The sequence below is a fragment of the Saccharopolyspora mangrovi genome, assembly GCF_035320975.1.
Classification (GTDB): domain Bacteria; phylum Actinomycetota; class Actinomycetes; order Mycobacteriales; family Pseudonocardiaceae; genus Saccharopolyspora; species Saccharopolyspora mangrovi.
This window is the reverse complement of sequence record NZ_JAWLNX010000038.1, coordinates 1-20,985: the sequence shown is the minus strand read 5'-3', so window position 1 is coordinate 20,985 and position 20,985 is coordinate 1. Positions and strand designations below refer to the sequence as shown.

The window sequence follows — 20,985 nt, the reverse complement described above, 5'->3', positions numbered from 1 at the left end:
GCATCCGTGTTCATCAACGCCCGCACCGACACCATCACCGTCGAAGAACCGCACGCCCGCCCCGATCCCGAGTTGCTCGACCGGCTCGGCAAGGCCCCGGCCACCAACGTCGGCGACGTCTTCCAGCGGATGCTGGTCCTCGACGGCGGCATCCGCGCCCACTCCGAGAAGACCTCGCTCGTCGGCACGGCCCTGCCCGTGCGCGCCGGCGACAACCTCGCCATCCACCGCGCCCTCGACGAAGCCCAGCCCGGTGACGTCCTCGTCATCAACGGCCAAGCAGACCTCTCCCGCGCCGTCATCGGCGACCTCATCGGCGAGATCATGGTCAACCAGGGCGTGCTCGGCGCCATCATCGACGGCGCCGTCCGCGACGTGGAAGCCCTCTCCGCGCAAGGCCTCGTCGTCTTCGCACGTGCCGTCACCCCCGCAGGGCCGTTCAAGAACGGTCCCGGAACCATCGGCTCACCGGTCGCCATCGGTGGTGTGGTCGTCTCCGCTGGCGACATCGTCGTCGCCGACGCCGACGGCGTGGCCATCGTCCCGGCTGATCGCGCCGAGTGGGCCGCTGACCGCGTCGAGCAGGTCATCGAACACGAAGAGCAACTCCGCCACCGGATCACCGCCGCCCGCAGCACCAGCGCCCCCCCCCCCCGCGGCCGGGGTGGTCCCCGCCCCCCCCCCCCCCGGCCCGCCCACGATCCGGTCCCCCTCAGAGGCGTTCGATGATGGTGGCGTTGGCCGTGCCGCCGCCTTCGCACATGGTTTGCAGGCCGTAGCGCAGGTCCTGCTCGCGCATGCGGGCCAGCAGGCGGGTCATGAGGATGGCGCCGGAGCCGCCGAGCGGGTGGCCGACGGCGATGGCGCCGCCGAGGGGGTTGAGGCGTTCGGGGTCGGCTCCGGTGTCGGCGAGCCAGGCCAGCGGGACCGGGGCGAACGCCTCGTTGACCTCGAAGGCGCCGATGTCGTCGATCGACAGGCCGGACCGGCGCAGGACCTTCTCGGTGGCCGGGATAGGGCCGGTGAGCATCGTGATCGGGTCGGCGCCGCTGACCGCGCCGCTGTGGTACCGCGCGATCGGGGTCAGGCCCAGCTCCCGGGCCCGCTCGGAGGTGGTGATCAGCAGCGCCGCCGCTCCGTCGGAGATCTGCGAGGAGTTGCCCGCGTGGATGACGCCGTCGTCGGTGAACGCCGGTTTCAGCCCGGCCAGCTTCTCCGGTGACGTGCCCCGGCGCAGGCCCTCGTCGGTGCGGAACTCGGCGCCTCCGACGTCGATCGGGACGACGTGGTCGTCGAAGAGCCCGCGGTCGATGGCCGCCGCGGCCCTGGCGTGCGAGGACGCCGCGTACTCGTCGAGCCGCTGGCGCGAGAACCCCCACCGCTCGGCGATGAGCTCGGCCCCGATGCCCTGGTTGAAGGCGAACCCGTCGTAGCGCTCCTGCACCGCAGGTCCGTAGGGCTGACCGGTGGCCCGGGCCGAGCCGAGCGGAACCCGGCTCATCGATTCGACACCGCCGGCCACGACGACGTCGCACTGCCCCGCCATGACCGCGTGCGCGGCGGAGTCCAGCGCCTGCTGGCTGGATCCGCAGGCGCGGTTGATCGTCTGGCCGGGAACGTGCTCGGGCCACCCGGCCGCCAGGGCGGCGAAACGGCCGATGTTGCTGGACTGGTCCCCCACCTGCGACACGCACCCCCACACCACGTCGTCCACAGTGGAGGGATCGATGCCGGTGCGGTCCACCAGCGCGGTCAGCACCCTCGCCGACAGGTCCTGCGGGTGGATCTCCGACAGCGACCCGTTGCGCTTGCCGATGGGCGTGCGGACGGCGTCGACGATGACGGCATCCTTCATGACCGGCTCCTCCCTACGCGCCCCGCCAGACGGGGTTGCGCTTCTCGGCGAAGGCGGTCGCGCCTTCCTGGGCGTCGGCGGAGGTGAACACCGGTGCGGCGATGTCGGACTGCCGGGCGAAGGCCTCGGCGTCGGTCCAGTCCACCGCGCCGGCGACGATCTGCTTGGTGGCGCGGACCGCGAGCGGCCCGTTGGCGGCGATGCGTGCCGCGAGCGCGCGAGCCTCGTCGAGGGCCCGGCCGGGTTCGGTGAGCTTGTTGACCATTCCGTGCTGGTGGGCGGTCTCGGCGGTGATCGGGTCGCCGGTCAGCGCGATCTCCATCGCCAGCTGGTAGGGCAGCGTCTTGGGCAGGCGGAGCAGGCCGCCGGCCGCGGCGACGAGGCTGCGCTTGACCTCGGGGAGCCCGAACTTGGCGTCCTGAGCGGCGACGATGAGGTCGCTGGCTAGGGCCAGTTCGCAGCCGCCCGCGAGCGCCCAGCCTTCGACCGCGGCGATCAGCGGTTTCGTCGGGGGCTTCTCGGTGAGGCCGCCGAAACCGCGCCCCGGGAGGGAAGGCCGCTCGCCCCGGGTGAAGGCCTTGAGGTCCATGCCCGCGCAGAAGGTGCCCCCGGCACCGGTGATGATGGCCGCCGTCAGGTCGGCACGCGCCTCGAACTCGTCGATGGCGGCCGCGATCCCCTCGGCGACCGAGCGGTCGACCGCGTTGCGGGCCTCCGGGCGGTTGATGGTGATCTGGGCGATCCCATCCGCGAACTCCGTCAGAACACTGTCACCCATGTGCTGATCTCCCGTGATCGGCTCGGTCGCCCCAGCTGCCTCGACGACTCACCTTAACGGTCGCTAGCTTGGTAGGCGACCGTCCGAGCGGGTTTTCCAGTCCGGCGGATCAAGGCTGACGGTTCGTCCGCCCGGCGTCTACGGTCGAGATCGTCGCACGACGAGTGAGGGGATTCGATGGCGAATCAACGGGCGCAGGTCCAGATGACACCCGAGGAGGTCGAGGCGTTCCTGGCCACGCGCCGCACCGCGGCGCTGTCCTCGTTGGGACCGTCCGGGCACCCGCACGCGGTGGCGATGTGGTTCGCGCTCATCGACGGCGTGGTCTGGTTCGAGACCAAGGCCAAGGCGCAGAAGGCCGTCAACATCCGCCGCGACCCGCGCGTCACCGTCCTCGTTGAGGACGGGCTGACCTACGAGACGCTGCGCGGGGTTTCGCTGGAGGGACGCGCGGAGGTCGTCGACGACCCCGATGCCCTGTGGGCGGTCGGCGTCAACATCTGGGAGCGCTACCACGGTCCCTACACCGACGAGGTCGAGCCGCTCGTCGAGCACATGCTGCACAAGCGAGTCGCGGTCCGCCTCGACGTCGAGCGGACCCGCTCCTGGGACCACCGCAAGCTCGGCCTCGGCCCCACTCCCCTCGGAGGCACCACCGCTGCCCACTACCAGTCCTGATCACGGCGTCTCGACAGCGCCGTAGCGGGTGCGGCAGAAGACCGCGATGCGGTCGGCCATCTCGCTCAGCGCGTCGGCCGCGTGGTGGTCGGAGTCCCACGCCGCGTGCAGGGTGATGGACAGGTCGGGCCTCGCACGCCTGCTGATGCGCAGGGCGTGGAGGTCGAAGCGCGGGTCGTCGGAGACCACGGCGACCCCGCGGCCTGCGGCGGCGAGCGCTTGGGCGACCTGCGCGTTCCCGCATTCGACGTGGTCGGCCAGCGCCAGCTGCTGATCGGCGAGGGCTTGGTCGAGGAGTTGGCGCGGCCGGAACGTCGGGTCGAGGACGACCAGCGGTTGGGCCGCCAGTTCGTCGAGGCCGACCGAATCGCGGTCGACCCAGGGGTGTTCGGGTGGCACGTAGGCCCACAGGGGCAGCACCGCCAGCGTGCGCGTGCTCCACGGGTTCGGCGGCCGCTGGGTGACCACCGCCAGGTCCGCGCCGCGCCGCAACCGGTCGAGGGCTTCGGATCCGCCGGCTTCCTGCACGGTCGGCAGCGGGTCCTCGGGGCCGAAGGTGGCCAGGAAGGGGGCGACGACGTCGGTCAGCGTGGTGGGGCTGGCGGCGATCGCCAGGTGCACCAGCCGTCCGGCCGCCAGCGACTCGGCCGCGGCGGTGGCGGCGGTGGCGCGCTGCAGCACGTCGCGCACGACCGGGAGGAATTCGCGGCCGGCGGCGCTGAGCTCCAGGCGGCCGTCGCGGCGGTCGAAGAGCGTGACCCGCAGCTCGCGTTCGAGCATGCGGATCTGCCGCGACAGCGCCGGCTGGGTCACGTGCACGCGTCTGGCGGCCTCGCTGACGGTTCCGGCTTCGGCGACGGCCACGAAGTACCTCATGATGCGCAGCTCCACACCTGCGAGTATGCCTCGTGGTACTGGCTGCTGTGCGAAATGGGCATTCGACGGCATGGGCTCGCATGCCGAGGATGGGGCGCATGACCACCACTCCCGACGCAGGACTTCGCCAGGACCGTCATCTCGCGACGGAGATCCCCGGCCCCCTCTCGCAGGCGCTCATGGCCCGCAAGGACACCGCCGTCGCGCGCGGCGTGGGCACGACCATGCCGGTGTTCGCCGCTCGCGCCGCGGGCGGCGTCGTCGAGGACGTCGACGGCAACGTCCTCATCGACCTCGGTTCCGGCATCGCCGTCACGACCGTCGGCGCGAGCGCGCCCCGCGTGGTCGAGGCCGTCGAGCAGCAGGTGCGGGAGTTCACCCACACCTGCTTCATGGTGACCCCCTACGAGGGCTACGTCGCCGTCGCCGAGCAGCTCAACCGCCTCACCCCGGGCACGCACGAGAAGCGATCGGTGCTGTTCAACTCGGGCGCGGAGGCCGTCGAGAACGCCGTGAAGATCGCCCGGGCCGCCACCGGCAGGTCCGCGGTCGTGGCCTTCGACCACGCCTACCACGGCCGCACCAACCTGACGATGGCGCTGACCGCCAAGGCCAAGCCCTACAAGCACGGGTTCGGGCCGTTCGCCCCCGAGGTCTACCGCGCGCCGCTGTCCTACCCGTTCCGCGACGGCCCGGACGTCGACGGCGGGGCCGCCGCGCGCCGCGCGATCGAGGTCATCGAGAAGCAGGTCGGGCCCGAGAACCTGGCGGCGCTGGTCATCGAACCGATCCAGGGCGAAGGCGGGTTCATCGTGCCGGCCGCCGGATTCCTTCCCGCGCTGCAGGAGTGGTGCCGCGACAACGGGGTCGTGTTCATCGCCGACGAGGTGCAGACCGGTTTCGCCCGCACCGGTGCGATGTTCGCCAGCGAGCACGAAGGCCTGGTGCCGGATCTGCTGGTCAGCGCCAAGGGCATCGCCGACGGTCTGCCGCTGGCCGCCGTCACCGGACGCGCCGAGATCATGGACGCCGCGCACGCGGGCGGGCTCGGCGGGACCTACGGCGGGAACCCGCTGGCCTGCGCCGCCGCGCTGGCCACCATCGAGACGATCACCGCCGACGGGATGATCGAGCGGGCCCGCGAGATCGAAGCGCTCGCCCTGGCGCGGCTGGAGCGGCTGCGCGACGCCGACCCGCGCATCGGGGACGTGCGGGGCCGGGGCGCGATGCTGGCCGTCGAGCTCGTCGACCCGGCGACCGGTGCCCCCGACGCCGAACTCGCCCGCTCGGTGGCCGCCGCCGCGCACGCCCAGGGCGTGATCGTGCTGGTGTGCGGCACCTACGGCAACGTGCTGCGCTTCCTGCCTCCGCTGGCGATCAGCGACGCGCAGCTCGAGGACGCGTTCGACGTGCTGGCAGCCACTTTCACCGAACTGTCCTGAAAGGACGAACACGTGCTCTCCCTCGAAGCAGATCGCGGAATCCACATCGCGGGCCGGTGGCGCTCCGGCGGGGCCGGCCGGTTCGACGTCGTCGACCCCGCCACCACCGAGGTGCTGGCCAGCGTCGCCAACGGCTCGGTCGACGACGCCACGGCCGCCGTCGACGCGGCCGTCTCGGCCGCCGCGTCCTGGGCGGCGACACCGCCCCGGCAGCGCTCGGACGTGCTGCGCCGGACCTACGAGCTCATGCACCGCGACCACGACGCGCTGTCCCGGCTGATCGCGGCCGAGAACGGCAAGTCGCTTGCCGACGCGCGCGCCGAAGTCGGCTACGCCGCCGAGTTCTTCCGGTGGTACGCCGAGGAAGCGGTGCGCGCCGAGGGGCGCTACTCGCACGCGCCCGCCGGGGGCGCCCGCACGCTGGTGACCTACCGGCCGGTGGGCGTGGCGGCGCTGGTGACGCCGTGGAACTTCCCGGCCGCGATGGCCACCCGCAAGATCGGTCCCGCGTTGGCGGCGGGCTGCACCGTGGTGCTCAAGCCCGCGGCCGAAACCCCGCTGACCGCACTGGCGATCGTTCGGTTGCTCGCCGAAGCCGGTGCGCCGGACGGGGTCGTCAACCTGGTGCCGACCACCGACGCGGCCGGGGTGGTCGGCGCGTGGCTCGCCGACCCGCGAGTCCGCAAGCTCTCCTTCACCGGATCGACCCGGGTGGGGCGGTTGCTGCTGCACCAGGCCGCGGACCGGGTCGTCAACACCTCGATGGAGCTGGGCGGCAACGCGCCGTTCGTCGTCACCGCCGATGCCGACCTCGACGCGGCGGTGGCCGGGGCGATGATCGCGAAGTTCCGCGGCGGTGGTCAGGCGTGCGTGTCGGCCAACCGCTTCTACGCGCACGCCGACGTCGCCGAGGAGTTCACCGCGCGGCTGGGCAAGGAGGTCGAGGCGCTGCGCGTCGGCCCGGCCGCCGACGCGGACAACCAGATCGGTCCGCTGATCAGCGCCAAGGCGGTCGCCGACATCACCGAGCTGGTCGAGGACGCGCTGGGGCGCGGTGCCCGCGTCGCGGCGCGCGCCGAGGTCCCGGACGGGCCCGGGTTCTTCCTGCCGCCCACCGTGCTCAGCGATGTGCCCGCCGACGCCCGGGTGGTGCGCGAGGAGATCTTCGGCCCGGTCGCCCCCGTGGTGACCTGGCGCGACGAGGACGAACTGCGCCGGATGGTCAACGACACCGAGATGGGCTTGGCGGCTTACGTCTTCGCTGGTGAGCTCCAGCGCGCCGTCGACCTCGCCGAGCACGTCGACGCCGGCATGGTCGGCATCAACCGGGGCATCGTCTCCGACCCGGCAGCGCCCTTCGGCGGCACCAAGCAGAGCGGTCTGGGCCGCGAAGGCAGCCACGAGGGCCTGCACGAGTTCACCGAAACCCAGTACCTCAGCCTCGACTGGTGAGGGCGCCGGCCACTCCCCGCACCGGTGGGGAGTGGCCGGTTCGGGTATAACCGGCGGACCGAGGCCGTCGGGTCCGGTGAGTGACGGAGGTGCGCCGGGTGCGGGTTGAGGACCTGTTGGACGACCCGGAGCTCGCGCTGGACGTGCGGGTTCGGGGCGCGGTGGAGCGGACCATTCGGTGGGTGCACACGATCGAGGTCCGCGATCCGGGCCGGTTCCTGCGCGGTGGTGAGGTGGTGCTCACCGCGGGCGTGTGGCGCTCGGCCGGGATCAGCGCCGAGTCGTTCGTCGACGACCTGGTCGCCGCCGACGTGGCGGCCGTGGGGTTCGGGATCGTGCCGCCGGAGACCGCGGTGCCCGAGGACTTCATCGACGCCGCCCTGCGGCGCGGTCTGACCTGCTTTGTCGTGCCGGTCGACGTGGCGTTCCTGCAGATCGTCGAGGTGTTCGTCAACGCCAAGCGCGCCGAGTGGGAACGTCCGCTGCGGCGCCACCTCGGCCAGCACGACACGATCGTCGCCGCGCTGCGCGGGCAGCGCGGGGTGGCGACGGTCCTGCGCACCCTGGCCGGCCAGCTCGGGAAACCGGTGGCGGTGCGCGCGGCCGGCGGGCTGATCGAGGGCGAGGAACCCGAGCCGAGCCACCCGCTCCCGCTGGTCGGCGAGGGGTTGGCCGACGCCGAGCTGCTGCTGCCGCGGCCCATGGCCGAGCTCGACGTGGAGCAGCACGCGGCCGTGGTCCAGGCGATGCCGTTCATCGCGTTGGAGATCGAGCGCACCCGCGCGGTCCGGGCCACCGAAGCCCGCTACTCGTGGGAGCTGTTCGAGTGGGTGCACAGCGGCACCGTCGACACCGCCGCGCTGCGCACCCGGCTGCACTCGCTGGGCCTGCCACCGGAGGGCCCGCTGGCGGCGGTCGTGCTGCGCGGCCAGCGCCCGGAGATCCACTCGTGGCGGCTCAACGAGCTGCTGGCCACCGACGGGATCGCCGTGCAGCGCGGCGGCGAGGTCGTCGCCTTCGCCCACCTGCGCGGCACCGAAGCCGACCTGGCCCGGCGCGTCCACGGCGCGTTCGACGACGTCGTGCACGTCGGCGTCGGGCGGCCCGGGGCCGCCGCCGACCTGCGGGTCAGCCTCCTGCAGGCCTCGCACGCCGCGGAGGCGACGTCCTCGCGCGCCGGCGGCGGCTGGATGACCCACGACCAGCTGAGCAGTCCGGCCCTGCTGCTGTCGGTGCAGGACCCGGAACTGCTGGCAGCGACGTCGAAGGCCCTGCTGGGCCCGGTGCTCGACCAGGACGAGCGGCGCGGTGGCGACCTGCTGCCCTCCCTGTCGGTGTTCCTCGACGCCGGGGGACGCTGGCAGGAGGCCGCGCAACGGCTGCACGTGCACATCAACACGCTCCGCCACCGCATGAGCCGGGTCGAGGAGCTCACCGGGCGCAGCCTGTCCCGCACCTCCGACCGCGTCGACCTCTACCTCGCGCTGCGCGGCCTCCAGCAGGGCTGATCCGGCCGGGCTCACGCCCGGTGGACCACCGCGCCGTCCACGACGGTCAGCCGCACGGGCGCCTCGGCGAGCTCGTCCGGGCCGGCGGTGAGCAGGTCGACGCCGAAACCGGTGAGGTCGGCGCGGAATCCGGGGCTGATGCGCCCGGCGACGTGCTGCTCGCCCGCCACCTCGGCGGGGGCGACCGTCATCGCTTCCAGCGCTTCGCGCGCGGTCAGAGCCTGCGAGGACTGCACGGGGTCGCTGTCGGGCCGGCCGGGCAGCCGCCGGAGCCTGGCGGCGCCGAGCACTTCGCGCGGGTCGAAGTGGGCGATGGGCCAGTCCGAACCGAGCACCAGGGTGGCGCCCGCCCGCACCAGGTCGGCGCACCGCCACGCGCGGTTGGCGCGTTCACCGCCGAGCCTGGTCGACCAGTTGTCGGTGTGGTCGGCCTTGGTGTACTGCAGGTGGCTGGGTTGCATCGACGCGGCGACGCCGGAGGCGGACATCCGCTGGACCAGTTCGTCGGGCAGGGTTTCGAGGTGCTCGATGCGGTGCCGGGCTCCGCCGACGCACGGGCGCTCGTACCGGGCGAGGCAGTCGAGCGCGAAGGTCACCGCGGCGTCGCCGATGGCGTGGGTGGCGGTGGCGACTCCGGCGCGCGCGAGCGTGCCGACCGCCTCGGCGTACTCCGAGGGCGGCAGCCAGTAGGGCTTGGTGGATTCGCCGTGGCAGTCCGGGTGTTCCAGCCAGGCGGTGCCGTTGTCGATGGTTCCGTCCATGAACAGCTTGACCCCGGCGACCGTCCACAGTCGACCGCTGGTGCCCTGCAGGTCGATCAGCTCGCGCAACCCGCTCCCGTCGATGCCCGGCTGGCACCACGGGGCCAGCCGCAGCCTGGGGGTGGCCAGCCCGCGCTCGTCGAGCAGTCGCAGCGCGGCCAGGCTCCCGTCGTCGAGGTCCATCACGTGCCCGCCGGTGAGCCCGGTGGCGTGCATGCGCTGGAACAGGTCGGCGAGCAGGTCGGCGGTGTCGGCGGGATCGGTCTCGGGTGCGGCGCGTTCGATGATCCGCTTCGCCGCGTCCTCCAGGATCTCGCCGGTGGGGTTGCCGTCCGCGTCGCAGACGACCTCGGAGTTGCCCGGCAGTTCCACGGGTCCGGTGACCCCGGCCAGCCGCAGCGCGGCCCCGGAGGCCAGCGCGGCGTGCGCGTCGGCGAGCACGAGCAGGGCGGGGACCTCGCCGAGCACGTCGTCGACGAGTCGGCGGTGCGGTCGCTGCCCGCCGAGGATGTTCGGGTCCAGGCCGAAACCGCGGATCCAGTCGCCGGCTGCGAGGTCGCGGCGGGACTCGGCGAGGGTTCCGCGCAGCTCGTCGACGTCGCGGCACTGCGACAGGTCGAGGCCTGCGGTCATCAGCGAACCGTGCACCGGGTGCAGGTGCCCGTCGGTGAGGCCGGGGGTGACCGTGACCCCGGTGCCGTCGACGATCTCGGTGCGGGCGTCGCACAGACTCCCGATCTCCGCGTCGTCGCCGACGGCCAGGACCGTGCCTCCGCGGACCGCGATGGCGGTCGCGGCCGGTCGCGCGGGGTCGAGGGTGTGCACGGTCGCGCCGACGACGGCGAGATCAGCACTGGTGCGGGACATGGTGCTCCTAGGTGTTGTGCGGGTTCGAGCGGTCACGGGCGGGAGATTCCCAGGGCGGAGAGGTCGCGCCGGGGACGCCGGGTGAACCACGCGGCGCCGAGCACGGCGAGCACGGTGGTCGCCGCGGTGAAGATCCAGTACAGGCTGCCCGGGTGGGGCTGGTCGGGCCGGACGTTGCCGTAGACGCCCCAGCCGATCACGCACACGCCGACCAGCGGGATCACCAGGTGCGGCAGCGGCCGCACCCGCTCCCCCGCCGCGCGCCAGGTGTACAGCGGCAGCGAGATGAGCGTGACCAGCACGGTCAGCAGCAGCGGGACGGTTCCCATGCCGGCTTCCCACGCGGAGATCGTGGTCGGGTCGGCTCCGGTCAGCAGCGGCGGCAGCACGACGGTGGCCAGCACGAGCCCGCTCCACAGCAGGGTCGCTCCGACCGGGACTCCGGTGCGCTTCGAGGCACGTCCCAGCGCTGCGGGCAGCATGCCCGCCCTGGCCGCGGCGTAGGTGACGCGGGACATGCCGATCAGCGCGGCGATCAGGCAGGCCAGCGAGCTCACGCCGCCGACGACGGCGAGCACCGCGTAGGCCTGCGGGGCGTAGTGCTGGGCGAGTTCCAGGAACGGTGCCGAGTTCTCCGGGTCGCCGAAGCGGGCGGCGCCGGCCTCGGCGCCCATCCAGTCGGTGTAGGCGGCCAGGCCCGCCCAGGTGCACAGGCTGTAGAGACCCCCGACGATCAGCACCGAGGCGATCACGGCGATGGGAACCGTGCGGCGCGGCCGGCGCAGTTCGGCCGACATGGTCGCGGAGTTGTCCCAGCCGATCATGCCGGCGACCGCCAGCGGGAAGGTCAGTCCGGCCAGTCCGCTCAGGTCCCCGGTTTCGCGCAGCGGCACGTCGGCGCTCCCGCCGGAGGCCACCAGCAGCAGGACGGCGAACCCGAGCAGCAGCACGACCTGCGCGCCTGCCAGCAGCAGCGAGACCAGGCTGGAGGTGACGATGCCGCGCAGCACGACCGCTGTGGCCAGGGCCAGCACGCCGAGCGCGATCACCAGCCACCAGACGCCGCCGAGCCCGAGCGAGGCCGCGATCCAGTTGCCCGCGAACACGGCGACGGCTCCGATGGTCAGCGGCCCGGAGATCAAGCTCGCGTAGAACACGGCGCTGGCGACCGCCACACCGCATCCCAGCGTCTGGAAGGCGTGGTAGGCGTAGGCGACGAACGATCCGGGCGAGATGATCCGGCGCGCGAAGGCGGCGACCGTGAAAGCCGCTGCGAGCAGGCCCGAAGTGGCCAGCACGAACGCCCACGGCGCTCGGGTCCCCATCGCGGCCACGACGGCCGGCGCGGTCAGGAAGACGCCGTTGACCGGCGCCATGTTGGACAAGGTGACGCCGAGCGCGGCGGGAAGTCCCACGTTCGCGGCGCGCAGTCCGTCGTCGGGCGCGTTCGGAGCGCCTCTTGCGGGGTCGGTGTTCTCGGTGACCATGGGGCCTCCAGGTGGATCGCGCGCTGAGCGCGCACGCACTGGGAAGTCATGCGGGGAGATGTCGCGGCGGATTTCGGTGCGGCACGCCGGGGAGAGGCGGCGTTCACCGTTGGTTAATCCGATTAGCTTTCGCGTAAGCTACTATTCGCGGCCACCGGAGGGAAGAGGGAAACGCGAAATCGGTGAAAACCGGCCGGTCGCGCGGGAAGCAGTATCATCACCGCTGCCCCACCGGCCGCGATCTTCCCCTTGGAGCGCCCCACGATGCCCCGCCCGCCCCTGATCTCGCGCACCGCGGCGGTCTCCGAGGCGGTGCGCGTGCTCGACGAGGAAGGCATCGGCGCGCTGTCGATGCGCCGCATCGCGGAACGGCTGGGCGTCACCAGCCCGTCGTTGTACAAGCACTTCCGCGACCTCGACGACGTGCTCGACGCCGTCGCCGACGCGATCGTCGAGGAGATCACCTCGCGGCGCCCGGAGGAGACCGGCTCCTGGCGGCACGAGCTCGCGGAGCTGGCCAGGCGGTACCGGGAGACCTTCGGCCGCCACCCGCACGCCGCGGCGCTGCTGATGCGCCGCCCGTTGCGCAACGAGTCCTCGATGGCCGGGCTCAACGCGGTGCTGCAGGTGCTGCTCGACCACGGGTGGAACCCGCCCGAGGCGACCCGCGCCCTGCTGCTGGTGGAGTCCTACGCGTTCGGCGCCGCCCTGACCTCGGTCAGCGAGGGCTTCGCCGACGAGCCCGGTGACGCGCACCCGGCACTGGCGATGGCGCTGGCCGGTACCCACCCCCGCCTGCGGCTGGGCACCGACGACTTCGAGCACGGCCTCGCCATGCTCCTCGACGGCATCGACCGGGAGCTCTCCCCCGGCCAAGACCACTAGCGCGCGACCACAGGCGCGTTGTGCGATCGACCAACGGGCGCGTTCGACTTCGGAGGATCCACCTCTACCCGTGACGCCGTGAGGCGGACCACTCTGTGCGGGAGCTGCGGCCGATCGCAGCCCGTCGAAGCCCCGCACAGGAGGTCATGCGCTGATGCACCCGGAGTCGAGGCCTTCACGCGACGTGGGAATCGAGAAGCACGGGGTCGACACCATCCCGGACGAGGAGCGGACCGGTCGGCCGCGCGACGTCGTGGGCATCCTGCTGGGGTCGAACATGTGCCTGGGCGTGGTCATCTTCGGCTGGTTGCCCGCCTCGTTCGGGCTGGAGTTCTGGCCCGCTGTCGGCTCGATGGTCGCCGGAACCCTGCTGGGCACGCTGCTGGTCGCGCCGCTGGCCCTGGTGTCGTTCCGCACCGGCACGAACCTGTCCACCAGCAGCGGCGGGACGTTCGGCGTGCGCGGCAGGCTCATCGGTTCGGTGATCGGCCTGCTGCTGTCGCTGGGCTACGCGGCGCTGACGGTGTGGACCGGCGGTGCGGCGATCGTCGGCCCGCTGAACCGGCTGTTCGGGCTGCCCGACGGCGACGCCAGCTTCTCCGCGGCCTACGCGGTGCTGGCCGTGCTGTCGGTGCTGATCGCGATCTTCGGCTACCGGCTGCTGACCCGGATGAGCAAGTGGGTGGCTGCGGGCACGATGGTGCTCATGGCGCTGGGGATCGTCGCCTACGCCGGCCAGTTCAGCACCGCACCGGTCACCGACGCCGGGTACGCGATGGGTGATTTCTGGACCACCTGGGCGCTTTCGGCCGTCGCGGCCGGGCTCAGCGGGCCGATGGCCTTCATCACGCTGCTCGGCGACTACAGCCGCTACGTCTCGCCGCGGCGCTACTCCGGCCCGACGGTGTTCGCCGCCTCGGCCGCCGGGATGGTGCTGGGGCTGCTCGTGCCGCAGCTGTTCGGCACGTTCACCGCGTTCGCCTCGCGCGCGGCCGACGACTACGTCGGGCCGCTGGTGGCGGCGGCACCGGCGTGGTTCCTGGTCCCGTTGCTGCTCAACGGCGTGTTCGGCACGATCGGCAACGCGGGCGCGCTGGTCTACAGCATGGGCTTGGACCTCGATGCGATCCTGCCGCCGCTGTCGCGGGTGCAGGCCACGATCATGACCTCGCTGATCTCGACGGCGCTGGTGTTCCTGGGCTACTTCGTGTGGGACGCCGAGGACGCGGTCACCGCGTTCGTGCTGCTGCTGACCGCGATCGGCGCGCCGTGGGCGGTGATCACGCTCATCGGCTTCCGCCGCTGCCGGGGCCGCTACGACCCGGACGCGCTGCAGGTCTACAACCGCCGTTCCCGTGGCGGCATCTACTGGTTCACCGCAGGCTGGAACCTGCGCGCCGTCGCCGCGTGGGCGATCGGCTCGGCCGTGGGCCTGCTGTCGGTGGACACCGCGCTGTTCCGGGGCCCGCTGGTCGACTGGACCTTCGGCCTCGACCTGAGCTTCGTGCTCGCCGCGACCTCCACCGCCATCGCCTACCTGCTGCTGTCCATCGGTTCCCGGCCGCCGATGCCGGAAGACGCCGAACCCCGAATCCCGGTCCAGGCCGCATCCGCCTGAGGCACCCGAAGAATGAGGAAGCAAGGAATGGACGACTACGACGTCATCGTGATCGGCGCCGGGTTCTCCGGGCTGACGGCGGCCCGCGACCTGCGGGAAGCCGGCAAGCGCGTGCTGATCCTGGAGGCCAGGGACCGCATCGGCGGGTCGACCTGGTACCGGCAGGACGCCTTCGGCGGTGTCGGGCTGGAGATGGGCGGGACCTGGATCGTCCCGCAGCAGACCCACGTCTGGGGCGAGGTGCAGCGCTACGGCGTCCCGGTCGTCGACAGCGAGCTGCCGGACCGCATGACCTGGTCCGATCACGGCAAGGTGCTCGACACCCTGCTACCGGTGCCGCCCGAGCAGTACGGGGCGCTGGAGCACGCGATGCGCGCGCTCGTCGAAGCCGGTACCCGGCTCGACCCGCTGCGCCCGCTGTCCGAGCAGGGGCTCGACGACCTCGACGTGCCGATCCGGCAGTGGGCCGAGGACGCGGGGCTGACCGGCAACGCCAAGGAACTGCTCATCTCGTGGTTCTGCGGCTGCGCCAACGCCAGCGAGGAAACCGGTTCCGCGCTGGACATCATCCGCTGGCTGTCCTCGATGGACAACTCGCTGTGGGGCATGGTGCAGGCCAGCGTCCTGGGCTACACCTTCGCCGGGGGCACGGTGTCGCTGGCCGAGGCGATCCGCGCCGACGGCGGCCCCGAGATCCGGTTCTCCAGCCCGGTCCGCAAGGTCACCGGCGAAAGCGACGGCGTGGTGGTCGATTTCGACGGCGGCACCGCGCGCGCCGATCGGGTCCTGATGACCACGCCGGTCGGGGTGTGGGGCGACATCGAGTTCTCCCCGCCGCTGTCCTCCTCCAAGCGGGCGATCAGCGAGGAGAACCACGCCGGGCAGGGCCAGAAGGTGTGGGCGCTGGCGCGCAACGTCGACGACGACATCAGCGGTTTCGGCTGGGGCACCAGCTTCGACTACGTGGGCGCGATGCACAGCACCGACGACGGCGTGGTGCTGGTCTGCTTCGCCCCCGAGCACGACCGGGTGGACGCCGGCGACCTCGCCGACGTCCAGCGCGCGGTGCGCGAGTTCGCACCCGACGCGGAGGTGATCGCAGCGGAGTCGCACGACTGGGTCCACGACGAGTTCAACCGGGGGACCTGGGCGACGTTCCGGGCCGGTCAGTTCGCGGAGTACGAGGTCGCCGTCGGAGAGCCGGAGGGCCGGGTGCACTTCGGCGGTTCGCACACCGCGCGCCGGTGGCGCGCGTTCATCGACGGAGCGATCGAATCAGGCAAGCGTGCCGCGGCCGAGATCCTGGCCGCGCAGTCCGAGGAGGAACAGCGGTGAACGACCCGATCGGCCCAGTGGACGCCACCCGCGTCCCCCGCTACGGCGGCGACACGACCTTCGCCCGGCTGCCCCGGCTCAGCGATGTCGCTGACGCCGACGCCCTGGTGTGGGGCGTTCCGTTCGACACCGGGGTGAGCTACCGGCCGGGCGCCCGGTTCGGGCCCAACCACGTGCGGCAGAGCTCCCGGCTGCTGCGGCCCTACAACCCCGCCCTGGACGCACAGCCCTTCGCGGTGCGCCAGGTCGCCGACGCCGGTGATCTCGGGGTGAACCCGTTCAGCATCGACGAGGCGATCAGCACCATCGAGACCGCCGCGCGCGACCTGTCGGGCACCCGCCGGACGCTGGTCACCGTCGGCGGCGACCACACGATCGCGCTGCCGCTGCTGCGCGTGCAGCACGAGCGGCACGGCCCGATCGCGGTGCTGCACTTCGACGCGCACCTGGACACCTGGGACACCTACTTCGGCGCCCCCTACACCCACGGCACCCCGTTCCGGCGGGCTTCCGAGGAGGGGCTCATCGACTTCGACCACTCGATGCACGTGGGGATCAGGGGTCCGCTGTACTCGCGGCTGGACCTCGACGAGAGCGAGCGCATGGGGTTCGCGGCGGTGCACTGCCGCGAGTTCGTCCGCACGCCGATCGACACGATCATCGATCGGATCCGGACCCGGCTGGGTGACCGGCCGGTCTACGTCTCGGTCGACATCGACGTGCTCGACCCCGGTTTCGCGCCGGGCACCGGCACTCCCGAAGCCGGTGGGTTGTCGAGCCGCGAACTGCTGGAGATCTTGCGCGGGCTCGACGGGCTCAACCTCGTCGGCGCCGACCTGGTGGAGGTCTCGCCGGCCTACGACCACGCCGAGATCACCGGGATCGCGGCCGCCCACGTCGCCTACGAGCTGCTGAGCGTCCTGCCCGGAGGTGCCTGATGCGCGTGCGCAACGTCATCGACGGCAAGCCCGTCGACGCCGATGACGGGCGGACCACCGACCTGGTCGACCCGTCCACCGGCGAGGTCTTCGGCACCGCGCCGCTGTCCTCGCAGTCTGATGTGGACGCCGCGTACCGGTCGGCGCAGCAGGCGTTCCGGACGTGGCGGCGGAGCACTCCGGCCGAGCGGCAGCGGCTGCTGCTGCGGCTGGCCGACGAGCTGGAGCGGCGGGCCGACGAGTTCGTGACCGCCGAGGCCGCCAACACCGGAAAACCGCTGGCGGCCACCCGCAGCGAGGAGGTCGAGGCCTCGGTCGACCAGCTGCGCTTCTTCGCCGGCGCGGCACGGCTGCTGGAGGGGTCCGCGGCGGCCGAGTACGCGGCCGGGCACACCTCCTACGTGCGGCGCGAACCGGTCGGGGTGATCGGCCAGGTGGCGCCGTGGAACTACCCGCTGATGATGGCCGTGTGGAAGATCGCGCCCGCCATCGCCGCGGGCAACGCGGTGGTCCTCAAACCCGCCGACACGACGCCGGTCACGGCCTGCATGCTCGGCGAGCTGGCCGCGGAGGTGCTGCCGCCGGGTGTGCTCAACGTGGTGTGCGGTGACCGCGACACCGGTCGGGCGGTGGTGGCGCACCCGGACTCGGCGATGGTGTCGATCACCGGCTCCACCAGGGCCGGGCAGCAGGTCGCGGTGGCCGCCGCCGAGGACGTCAAGCGCGTGCACCTGGAGCTCGGCGGCAAGGCCCCGGCGCTGGTCTTCGCCGACGCCTCGCTCGACGCGGCGGCCGAGGGCATCGCCGCGGCCGGGTTCTTCAACGCCGGTCAGGACTGCACGGCGGCCACCCGGGTCCTCGTCGAGGAATCGGTGGCCGAGGAGTTCACCGCCAAGCTCGTCGAGCAGGCCGCGGCCCACCGCTGCGGACCGCCGTCCGATGTGGACGCCGCGTTCGGGCCGCTGAACAACGCCGCTCAGCTGCAGCGGGTCGAGGGCATCGTGAACGCGCTCCCGCCGCACGCCCGGGTGCTCACCGGCGGGCACCAGGTCGGCGAGGCGGGGTACTTCTTCGCCCCCACCGTGATCGGCGAGGTCCGCCAGGACGACGAGGTCGTGCAGGAGGAGGTCTTCGGCCCGGTGCTGACGGTGCAGACCTTCCGCGACGAGCAGGAAGCGCTGAGCCTGGCCAACGGCGTGGACTACGCCCTGGCCTCCAGCGCGTGGACCACCGACCACGGACGCGCACAGCGCCTGTCGGCGGAGCTGGACTTCGGCTGCGTCTGGGTCAACACCCACATGGTCCTGGTCGCCGAGATGCCGCACGGCGGCTTCAAGCACTCCGGCTACGGCAAGGACCTGTCGAAGTACGGCCTGGAGGACTACACCCGCATCAAGCACGTCATGCACAACCTCAGCTGATGCGGTGCCTCGCCGGTTGAGGTTCGCCGAACCGGCTGTGGCCCACACGTCGTCGACGACGCACAGCTTGGAGTGCACGAAGATCGGCACGTCGCCGCCGTTGACCAGCTCGAAGAAGTCCACCCGCGAGCCCCCGGCCGCGCGCAGCAGCTCCATCGCCCGTCGCTGAGCGCGGTCGTTGACCGCCGTCAGCAACCGACCGTCCTGGTCGGGCCGGCGCGGGAGCACGGCCACCAACCGCAGCTCGGGAACGCGTCGCAACGCGTCGGCGAAGGTGTCGGCGACCATCGGTGACCAGAGGAACTGGTCCTCGACGTAGACGAACTCCCGCGCGCGGGCGAGCGCTTTGGCGTACCCGAGCGCGATGCTGCGCTCCCCGTCTGGGGCGAAGCGGTAGGTCGGGAACTTCTGCGGGTAGGTGCGCAGCAGCTGGACCGAGTGCGTTCCAGCCTGCGGTGGTTGCGGCGCCTGCTCGGGCAGTGCGCCGGGGTCTCGGAGCCAGGCCGTGGGCTGCGCCTGCCGCACGTCGTTCCAGCGCTCCCGGAAGCAGGTCTCGACGTCGGCCACCGCCGGGCCGCGCAGCGCCAGCTGGACGTCGTGCCACGGCGGCCGGTCGCCGTAGGTCTCGGCGATCGTGTCCTGCACCTGGGAATCGCCGCGGTGGCTGCCGTCGTCCCTCCGGCTCGGGCAGGGATCGATCCCGCCGAGGAACGCGATGTCGTCGGCGGGCGAGCGCGGGCGGCGGATCACCAGGAACTTCTGGTGGTGCGAGCCGAGCAACCGCACGCGGCGGTCGAACAGGGCCGAACCGCCGCGCTCGCGCAGCAGTTCGGCGAACCGCTCGTTCTCCCTGACGTAGTCGGGTTTTCCGCGCGGCATCGGCCCCCAGAACAGGCCGTGCACCGACGCTCCCGCGTCGAGGGCCCGGCACATCAGTGCCCCGATCCACGAGCCTCCGGCGGTCAGCCCCTCGTGCGGGTCGCACGCCCACGCCGCGAAGTAGACCTGGTCTCCCGCCCGCAGCTCCTCCAGCGAGGAGGCCACCCGGTGGAAGTACTCGCGTCCGTCGATCAGCGGTTGGACGAGATTGCCGCCGTTCCAGGCAGGCACGGACGTGTGCCCGTTCCCGCGTTCGGCGGGACCGAGGAACCACGGGTTCGACCTGCCGTTCGCACCCTGTGCCACGAAGATCTCCCGTCAACGGCGTCGCGAGCAGTGGCTCTCGCGTGCGCCTGGTCGTTTTCGCCGCGTTCGGCGCGGGTAGTGATGCAGCGGAAGCGATGGACCGCGAGCGGAGGGATCTCATGAACCGCGTGACGCGAACCACCAGCAATCACGAGGAGATTCGCACCTGGGTGGAGCAGTGCGGCGGCCATCCCGCCACGCTCAGCGGTTCCCCCAACGGTCACGACGCCGCTGACCTGCTCCGCTTCGACTTCCCCGGCCGAAGTGGACAGGAGGCGCTGGAACGCATCAGCTGGGACGAGTGGTTCGCGACGTTCGACGCCGAGGGCCTGCGACTGCTCTACCAGTCCGATCCGGACCACGGCGCCGACCGCACGTTCTTCAAGGTCATCGCACCCGACTGGCCCACAGGCGTCGAGCCCGAGGCAGACGTTCCCGCCCCGGGCTCGTCGCGGCCGCCGGTCTCCTCACACCCGCGCCCGGTTGAAGATCAGCCGGTAGAGGACGAGCAGGATCAGCGAGCCGATCACCGCCCACACGAAGCTCATGAGGTTGAACCCGGTGACCCCGCCCGACCCGGCGAAGGTCGACCCGAGCCATCCGCCGAGCAACCCGCCGACGACGCCGATGACGATCGTCAGGATGATGCCGCCGGGATCTTTACCAGGCATGATGAACTTCGCGATCGCGCCGGCCACCAGACCGAACAAGATCCAACTGAGGATGCCCACCGCGCACTCCCTTCGACAGCAGGACGAACGACAACAGGACCCACCCGCGGGTCCTCGCTCCCTACCGGGCTACCCCGTCCCCCACACCGGTACACCCCCGTCCCGATCAAGATTCGACCGCCGGGCTATGCCTGTCCCGGGTCGAGGACCTGGGCGAGGTGGAGGCCGGGGCGGGTGGGATCGAGCTGGGCGGTCTGCCTGGCGCAGGAGAAGCCGTCGGTGAGCACGGCGGTGTCGCGGTCCGTGGCGCGAAGGGCTGGGGCGAGGGCGTTCTCGGCGACCTGCATGCTGACCTCGTAGTGGTCGGCTTCGAAACCGAAGTTGCCTGCCACGCCGCAGCATCCGGTGGCGTCGACGACCTCGCCGACCCCTGCGGCTTCCAGGACCGCGCGCTGGGCTTTGGGGCCGAAGACCGAGTGCTCGTGGCAGTGGGTCTGCAGCACTGCCCGCTGCGGCACCTGGCCGGCGCTGGGCCGCCAGCCCGCGGAGATGCGGTCGGCGACGTGGGTGGCGAAGCTGCGCACGCGCGCCGCGACCCGCTCGGCCTGCTCGGTGTGGACGAGTTCGGGCAGGTCCTTGCGCAACGCCGCCGCGCAGCTGGGCTCGACGACCACGATCGGCCGGTCGGTTCCGTCGTCGAGCGCTCTGGCCGCCTTGGCCAGCGTCCGCTTGGCGGCGCGCAGCTGGCCGGTGGAGATCCAGGTCAGGCCGCAGCAGGCGTCGGCGGCGCACGCGACGGTGTCACCGGCGTCGGACAGGACGCGCGCCGCCGCACCGGCGACCTCCGGCCGGAAACCGCGGGTGAAGGTGTCCACGAACAGCACCACCGAACCGCCAGGCCGGTTGGAGATCTCGCGGCGCCACTCCCCCGCGCCCGCGAATCGGGGCAGTTCGCGTTTCGTGGTCAGTCCGCCCGCCGCCGCGACGGCCTTGCCCAGCCGGCTCGACAGGACCGCGTTGACCGCGCCCGGCACGCGGCCGGTCACCTTGAGCCAGCGCGGCAGCCAGCCCAGCGAGTAGTGCGAGAGCGGACGCAGGCGTCGCCGGTAGTAGTGGTCGTAGAACTCCGACTTGTAGGTGGCCATGTCCACCCCGGCCGGGCAGTCGGTGGCGCAGGCCTTGCACGACAGGCACAGGTCCAGCACCTCCCTGGCCTCCTCGGAGCGCC

The 20,985-nt window shown here is 72.2% G+C and carries 17 protein-coding genes; 10 read left to right on the top strand and 7 right to left on the bottom strand.

Annotated features, from left to right (window positions below; translation table 11 throughout):
* Nucleotides 1-6 precede the first annotated feature (6 nt).
* Complete coding sequence (locus R4I43_RS32565) at nt 7-729, top strand: RraA family protein (RefSeq protein ID WP_324269567.1); 723 nt, start codon at nt 7-9, stop codon at nt 727-729.
* Here R4I43_RS32565 and R4I43_RS32560 read toward each other — a convergent pair.
* Complete coding sequence (locus R4I43_RS32560; RefSeq protein ID WP_324269566.1) at nt 713-1,855, bottom strand: thiolase family protein; 1,143 nt, start codon at nt 1,853-1,855, stop codon at nt 713-715. The genes R4I43_RS32565 and R4I43_RS32560 overlap by 17 nt on opposite strands.
* 13 nt (nt 1,856-1,868) lie before the next feature.
* Entirely contained in the window at nt 1,869-2,633 is a 765-nt protein-coding gene (locus R4I43_RS32555) for a crotonase/enoyl-CoA hydratase family protein (RefSeq protein WP_324269565.1), read from the bottom strand.
* A gap of 177 nt (nt 2,634-2,810) precedes the next feature.
* Here R4I43_RS32555 and R4I43_RS32550 point away from each other — a divergent pair, with 177 nt between their 5' ends.
* Nucleotides 2,811-3,311, top strand: a complete 501-nt coding sequence (locus R4I43_RS32550; RefSeq protein ID WP_324269564.1) for a pyridoxamine 5'-phosphate oxidase family protein — start codon at nt 2,811-2,813, stop codon at nt 3,309-3,311.
* Here the strand turns inward: R4I43_RS32550 and R4I43_RS32545 are convergent, their stop codons facing one another.
* A complete protein-coding gene (locus R4I43_RS32545) occupies nt 3,312-4,202 on the bottom strand; it encodes a LysR family transcriptional regulator (protein ID WP_324269563.1) in 891 nt (296 codons plus the stop codon).
* A gap of 83 nt (nt 4,203-4,285) precedes the next feature.
* Between R4I43_RS32545 and gabT the strand changes: the two genes are divergently transcribed.
* The 3 genes from gabT (at nt 4,286) to R4I43_RS32530 (ending at nt 8,589) form a co-directional block, all read left to right on the top strand.
* The gene (gene gabT, locus R4I43_RS32540) at nt 4,286-5,629 is read left to right on the top strand and encodes a 4-aminobutyrate--2-oxoglutarate transaminase (RefSeq protein WP_324269562.1); all 1,344 of its coding nucleotides are present in this window, start codon (nt 4,286-4,288) and stop codon (nt 5,627-5,629) included.
* 12 nt (nt 5,630-5,641) lie between these two features.
* Complete coding sequence (locus R4I43_RS32535) at nt 5,642-7,081, top strand: NAD-dependent succinate-semialdehyde dehydrogenase (RefSeq protein ID WP_324269561.1); 1,440 nt, start codon at nt 5,642-5,644, stop codon at nt 7,079-7,081.
* A gap of 98 nt (nt 7,082-7,179) precedes the next feature.
* On the top strand, nt 7,180-8,589 hold the full coding sequence (locus tag R4I43_RS32530) for a PucR family transcriptional regulator (protein WP_324269560.1): 1,410 nt from the start codon (nt 7,180-7,182) through the stop codon (nt 8,587-8,589).
* Nucleotides 8,590-8,600: 11 nt separating this feature from the next.
* Here R4I43_RS32530 and R4I43_RS32525 read toward each other — a convergent pair whose 3' ends face one another.
* Both R4I43_RS32525 and R4I43_RS32520 read right to left on the bottom strand, forming a co-directional pair.
* The gene (locus R4I43_RS32525) at nt 8,601-10,217 is read right to left on the bottom strand and encodes an amidohydrolase (RefSeq protein ID WP_324269559.1); all 1,617 of its coding nucleotides are present in this window, start codon (nt 10,215-10,217) and stop codon (nt 8,601-8,603) included.
* Nucleotides 10,218-10,249: 32 nt separating this feature from the next.
* Nucleotides 10,250-11,704: an APC family permease gene (locus tag R4I43_RS32520; RefSeq protein WP_324269558.1), complete on the bottom strand. Its 1,455-nt coding sequence runs from the start codon at nt 11,702-11,704 to the stop codon at nt 10,250-10,252.
* 264 nt (nt 11,705-11,968) lie between these two features.
* On the opposite strand from R4I43_RS32520, the gene R4I43_RS32515 reads away from it, so the two are divergent.
* The 5 genes from R4I43_RS32515 (at nt 11,969) to R4I43_RS32495 (ending at nt 17,901) form a co-directional block, all read left to right on the top strand.
* Nucleotides 11,969-12,589 carry a TetR/AcrR family transcriptional regulator gene (locus tag R4I43_RS32515; protein WP_324269557.1) on the top strand — a complete coding sequence of 207 codons (621 nt, stop codon included), beginning with the start codon at nt 11,969-11,971 and terminating at the stop codon, nt 12,587-12,589.
* A 184-nt stretch (nt 12,590-12,773) separates the two neighbouring features.
* A complete protein-coding gene (locus tag R4I43_RS32510; RefSeq protein ID WP_324269556.1) occupies nt 12,774-14,207 on the top strand; it encodes a purine-cytosine permease family protein in 1,434 nt (477 codons plus the stop codon).
* Nucleotides 14,208-14,234: 27 nt separating this feature from the next.
* Entirely contained in the window at nt 14,235-15,542 is a 1,308-nt protein-coding gene (locus tag R4I43_RS32505) for a flavin monoamine oxidase family protein (RefSeq protein WP_324269555.1), read from the top strand.
* Entirely contained in the window at nt 15,539-16,480 is a 942-nt protein-coding gene (gene speB, locus R4I43_RS32500) for an agmatinase (RefSeq protein WP_324269554.1), read from the top strand. Before R4I43_RS32505 ends, speB begins: the two co-directional genes overlap by 4 nt.
* The gene (locus R4I43_RS32495) at nt 16,477-17,901 is read left to right on the top strand and encodes an aminobutyraldehyde dehydrogenase (protein WP_324269598.1); all 1,425 of its coding nucleotides are present in this window, start codon (nt 16,477-16,479) and stop codon (nt 17,899-17,901) included. Before speB ends, R4I43_RS32495 begins: the two co-directional genes overlap by 4 nt.
* 1,652 nt (nt 17,902-19,553) lie before the next feature.
* Here the strand turns inward: R4I43_RS32495 and R4I43_RS32490 are convergent.
* Both R4I43_RS32490 and R4I43_RS32485 read right to left on the bottom strand, forming a co-directional pair.
* Nucleotides 19,554-19,817, bottom strand: coding sequence for a GlsB/YeaQ/YmgE family stress response membrane protein (locus R4I43_RS32490; protein WP_324269553.1), 264 nt, complete (start codon nt 19,815-19,817; stop codon nt 19,554-19,556).
* 125 nt (nt 19,818-19,942) lie between these two features.
* A partial coding sequence (locus tag R4I43_RS32485; RefSeq protein WP_324269552.1) for a (Fe-S)-binding protein occupies nt 19,943-20,985 on the bottom strand: 1,043 nt, incomplete at its 5' end.